The following is a 4,770-nucleotide window of genomic DNA, read 5'->3' as shown; positions in this document are numbered from 1 at the left end:
GGCGTTTCGAGGTGAACGGTCCGTTCGCTCCGTTCCATCAGGTGCGGAGCTGGCCTGCGATGTCGGAGGCAGCGGTGAGCAGGATCAGGGCGGGGATCGTCGCCTGGGGGCGGAGGCGGTAGGTGCCCCGCTTGTCCTGCTCGACCAGGCCGCAGCCGGTCAGGCTCTTGAGGTGGTGGTAGAGCTGGCCGGTCGAGCTCAGGCCTGCCGCTTCTTGCAGGGCAGCGGTGTGCTGGGCGCCTGACTGCGCGAGCAGCCGCACGATCGCGGCGCGGGCCGGGTGGCCGAGAGCGGCGAGCACCTCGGTGCGCGGGCCGTCGGCCATGTCGAGGACCCAGGCCGGATCGGCGTTGATGCGCCACTCCAGCTCGACCGGTTCGACCAGGCTGCCCTGGTACTGCACGATCGAACCGCTGGGCTCGACGGGTTCGGTGCGCTGCGCGCCTTCCAGGGCTGCGACGCGCTGTTCGAGCGCCTCGAGCCGCTGCTGCAAGTCCTCCGCCACCGGATGAGCTTCCCTCAGCCCTCCATCGCTCGCGCAAGCCGGTCCCGCCATTCCGGCTGCTGCATCGCCAGCAGCAGCGGCAGGCCGGGATCGCCGCTGCCGACCTGGTCCGGCGAGATGTCGCCGTGCGCGAGCAGCGCGCCGGACGCGATGGTTCCGTCCGCGCGGCGGACGGTGAGCCCGCAGGTCAGGACGCCGGGCAGGCTGCCGCCCTTCATGCCGATCCCGACGACTCCCGGCGGCAGGTGAGCGCTGAGCGGTGCTTCGAGGTGAGTGCGCGCTACCGCCGCGGCTTCGCTCGAGGAGCCGGCGATGGCGCGGTGCAGCGAGGCGAGTTGCGCTGCCGTCGCCGACATCGTCCGGTCGGCCCAGGTGGTCTGCTGCTGGTACGGGGGAAGGCCGTCCTGCATGAGTTCGTCCAGCACGCGCTTCCGCAGGTCGGGGTCGGTGCTGAAGCGGCGCTCCAGCTGGTAGCCCCAGGCTCGGCGGGCCGGGACGGGCAGCTGGGCGGGCGGGGCGAACTCCGGCAGCAGGAACAGGTACTCCGCGCACATCGAGCGGATGTCGGGTCGCGGCCAGCCGCCCGCTGCCGCCGCCTCGTGCAGCGCGGCCTCGCCGAGGCGGGAGCGGATGAAGTCCGGGGCCGCGGAGTCGCTGAAGGTGATCATCGCCGAGACCAGGTCGTCGAGCGCCACCCGGTGTTCGGGGTCCGCCGCGTACAAGCCCGTCGAGTCGGTAGGGATGTTCAGGTGCTTGAGGGCGTTCGCGTGCGCGAGGCCGTCGGTCGGCAGGTAGAAGCTCTCCCAGTCGCCGACGCGGATCTGCTCCGCGGGATCCAGGCGGCCTTCGGTGACGGCCGTGGCGTAGGCGGCGAGGTGGACGACCTTGATCGCCGAGGCGAGCGGTTGCGCGGCGTGCGGGCGGTGCAGCAGCCGGTTTCCGCGGCCGTCGTCGAGGACCAGGCCGAGCTGGTCGCGGTGCGCGCTGATCCAGGTCAGCCAGCCTTCCGGGGTCGCCAGGTCGGGCGCGGGTTCGGCCAGTGCGCTGGGCGCGACGAACAGCAGCGGTGTCGCCGCTGCGGTGGCGGCGAGCAAGCGACGGCGGGACAGCAGCATGGTCCACTCCTCTAGTAGTCCGTAATTCCGGAATACTAGAGGAGTGGAGTTTCAGTCGGTCAGCGCAGGCTCGGATCCAGCGAGAGCGTCACGCCGGCCGCGGCGGCCTCCGGGCGCGGGATGTCCCGCTCGGTGATCGGCAGGCGGCCGTCCAGCGCGTCCAGCACACCCTGCTGGACCAGGTCGAACGCCTCGGAGGTCGGCACGTCCCGGCCGAGCTCGGCGGACAGCGAGGTGGTGCCGGCGTCGCTGATCCCGCATGGCACGATCCGGTCGAACGAGCTCAGATCGGCGTTGCAGTTCAGCTCCAGGCCGTGCATCGTGATGCCGCGCTGCACCCGGATGCCGATGGCCGCGATCTTGCGCTCCGGTCGGCCGTCCCCGGCGGGCAGCCAGACACCGCTGCGGCCCTCGACCCGGCCCGCCTGCAGGCCGAACTGGTCGCACACCCAGATCAGGCCCTGCTCGATCCGCCGCACGTAGTCGACGACGTCGATCGGGTCGGTCAGCTTCAGGATCGGGTAGCCGACGATCTGCCCCGGACCGTGCCAGGTGATCTTGCCGCCGCGGTCGACGTCGATCACCGGGGTGCCGTCGGTGGGGCGGTCCTCCGGCGAGGTCCGCTTGCCCGCGGTGTAGACCGACGGGTGCTCCAGCAGCAGCAGGGTGTCCGGGTTGCGCCCCTCGTCCCGGCCGCTCGCCAGCTCGCGCTGCACGTCCCAGGCTTCGAGGTAATCGATGGTTCCCAGGTGGCGCACTTCAACGGGGTCCGAAGAGGCGCGGCACGAAGAATTCGCACGACTCACGCGCGCCAGGCTACGCCTGCCGGAACCGGGCGTCACCCGAAGGTGTCGGTGCGCCGAAACCGCCCGGTGCTACCCGACAACAGCGGCCAGCGCCGCGTTGATCGACGGGTGCTGGAAGCTGAAACCGTGCGACTCCAGCACGGTCGGCACGGCGCGCTGCCCCTTCAGCGCCTCGCCCGCGAACTCGCCGAGCACGATGCGCAACGCGAAGGACGGCACGACCCACGGCGCGGGGCGGCCGAGGGCTTCGGCGAACGCCTTGGTGAACTCCGCGTTGGTCACCGGTGCCGGCCCGGTGAGGTTGACCGGACCGGAGATGGCGGGGTTCTCCAGCACGAACTTGATCGCGGCCACCTCGTCGTCCAGCGAGATCCACGGCATGTACTGCGTGCCGTCGCCCAACCGGCCCCCGAGCATCAGCGAGAACACCGACCGCAGCGGTCCGAGCAGCCCGCCGGACGGGGAGAGCACCAGGCCGGTGCGCAGCAGCACCACCCGGACCCCGGCGTTCGCGGCAGGCTCGGTCGCCGCCTCCCAGCGCTTGCACATCTCGGCGAGGAAGTCGTCGCCCGGCGGGGCCGCCTCGGTCACCGGCTTCGGGCCCGCGTCGCCGTAGTAGCCCACCGCCGAGCCGTTGGCCAGCACCGGAACCCCGGCCTCGGCCACCGCCTCGGCGAGCACCGCGGTCGGGCGGAGGCGGGAGCGGACCAGCAGCCGCTTGCGCTCCGGCGTCCACCGCTTGTCGCCGACGCCCGCGCCGCACAGGTTCACCACCGCGTCCGCGCCGTCCAGCGCATCGGCGTCCAGCTTCCCGGTCTCGGGGTCCCAGCCCCGCTCGTCCGGGGCGGTCGGCAGGCGCCGCACCAACCGGACGACCTCGTGATCAGCTGCCCGCAACCCGGCGACCAGGGAAGTGCCGATCAGGCCGGACGAACCGGCAACAACCACCCGCATACCGCGAATCGTCCCGCACTCCCAAGCCCGAAGCGAGCGGTTCGGGCAGAACGGCGAACGGCCGCCCACCAAGAGGTGAGCGGCCGTTCGCCTTGCGTGGCTCAGAGGCCGAGGTCGGCCTCGAAGGCGCCCTCTTCCAGACGCTGCTTCAGCGTGGTCAGGAAGCGGGCGGCGTCCGCACCGTCCACCAGGCGGTGGTCGTAGGACAGCGCCAGGTAGACCATCGAGCGGATCGCGATGGTGTCGCCGCCGTTCTCGTCGGCGACCACGACCGGGCGCTTGACGACCGAGCCGGTGCCGAGCATGCCCACCTGCGGCGGGTTCAGGATCGGCGTGTCGAACAGCGCACCGCGGCTGCCGGTGTTGGTGATGGTGAAGGTGCCGCCGGACAGCTCGTCGGGCTTGATCTTGTTGTTGCGGGTCCGCGCCGCCAGGTCGGCGATCTTGCGGGCCAGCCCACCGAGGTTGAGGTCACCGGCGTCGTGGATCACCGGCGAGACCAGGCCGCGCTCGGTGTCCACTGCGACCGAGAGGTGCTCGGCGCCGTGGTAGGTGACTTCCTTGGTGTCGTCGTTGATCGAGGCGTTCAGCTTCGGGTGCAGCTTCAGCGCCTCGGCCGCCGCCTTCGCGAAGAACGGCAGGAACGACAGCTTGACGCCCTCGGCCGCCTCGAAGTTGGCCTTGGCGCGGTCGCGCAGCCGGGCGATGCGGGTCACGTCGACCTCGATCACCGTGGTCAGCTGCGCAGCGGTCTGCAGCGACTCCACCATGCGGCGGGCCAGCAGCTGCCGCAGGCGCGACATCTTCTGCGTGGTGCCGCGCAGCGCCTGGGCCTCCTCCGACGGCTCCACCAGCGAAGCGCTCGGCGCAGCAGCGGCCGGGGCGGCGGCGTGGGCCGGGGCGGACTTCTTGGCATCGATGGCGGCCTGGACGTCCTGCTTGCGGATCCGTCCGCCGACACCGCTGCCCTTGATCGCGGACAGGTCGATGCCGTGCTCGTTGGCCAGCTTGCGCACCAGCGGCGTCACGTACGGCGCGGCGCCGGACGGCGCAGCCTCGGCGGGAGCCGGAGCGGCCGGGGCCGGAGCAGCGGGGGCCGGAGCCGGAGCGGGCGCCGGAGGCGCGGGCGGGGCGGCCGGAGCGGGGGCCGGAGCCGTGGGAGCGGCGGCCTGGGGCTCGGGGGCCGGCGGAGCCGGGGCAGCGGCGGGAGCCGCGGCGGCGGAGCCGATGACGGCGAGCTTGGCGCCGACCTCGATGGTGTCGTCCTCGTTCGCGGTGATCTCCAGCAGGGTGCCGGCCACCGGGGACGGGATCTCGGTGTCGACCTTGTCGGTGGAGACCTCGAGCAGCGGCTCGTCGACCTCGACGGTCTCGCCGACCTGCTTGAGCC

At 72.3% G+C, this 4,770-nt stretch carries 5 protein-coding genes; all 5 read right to left on the bottom strand.

The window, feature by feature from the left end; all coding sequences use genetic code 11:
- Positions 1–37: 37 nt before the first annotated feature.
- On the bottom strand, positions 38–505 hold the full coding sequence (locus ABTZ89_RS35835) for an ArsR/SmtB family transcription factor (protein ID WP_270949485.1): 468 nt from the start codon (positions 503–505) through the stop codon (positions 38–40).
- A gap of 14 nt (positions 506–519) precedes the next feature.
- Positions 520–1,620, bottom strand: a complete 1,101-nt coding sequence (locus tag ABTZ89_RS35830; protein WP_351053365.1) for a serine hydrolase — start codon at positions 1,618–1,620, stop codon at positions 520–522.
- A gap of 59 nt (positions 1,621–1,679) precedes the next feature.
- Positions 1,680–2,426, bottom strand: a complete 747-nt coding sequence (lipB, locus tag ABTZ89_RS35825) for a lipoyl(octanoyl) transferase LipB (protein WP_270949483.1) — start codon at positions 2,424–2,426, stop codon at positions 1,680–1,682.
- A 69-nt stretch (positions 2,427–2,495) separates the two neighbouring features.
- A complete protein-coding gene (locus ABTZ89_RS35820; protein WP_270949482.1) occupies positions 2,496–3,380 on the bottom strand; it encodes a TIGR01777 family oxidoreductase in 885 nt (294 codons plus the stop codon).
- Positions 3,381–3,481: 101 nt separating this feature from the next.
- Positions 3,482–4,770 (bottom strand): 2-oxoglutarate dehydrogenase, E2 component, dihydrolipoamide succinyltransferase (gene sucB, locus ABTZ89_RS35815; protein WP_351053363.1); only part of this gene is annotated, 1,289 nt, incomplete at its 5' end.

Source organism: Saccharopolyspora sp. NPDC002686 (genome assembly GCF_040295745.1).
Taxonomy (GTDB): Bacteria; Actinomycetota; Actinomycetes; order Mycobacteriales; family Pseudonocardiaceae; genus Saccharopolyspora; species Saccharopolyspora oryzae.
The sequence above is the reverse complement of the archived record's forward strand: the minus strand, read 5'-3'. Positions and strand labels throughout refer to the sequence as shown.

Excerpts from the sequence above, each read along its gene's own strand:
- ABTZ89_RS35830 (WP_351053365.1), bottom strand. The coding sequence starts at position 1,620 with ATGCTGCTGTCCCGCCGTCGCTTGCTCGCCGCCACCGCAGCGGCGACA.
- ABTZ89_RS35820 (WP_270949482.1), bottom strand. The coding sequence starts at position 3,380 with ATGCGGGTGGTTGTTGCCGGTTCGTCCGGCCTGATCGGCACTTCCCTG.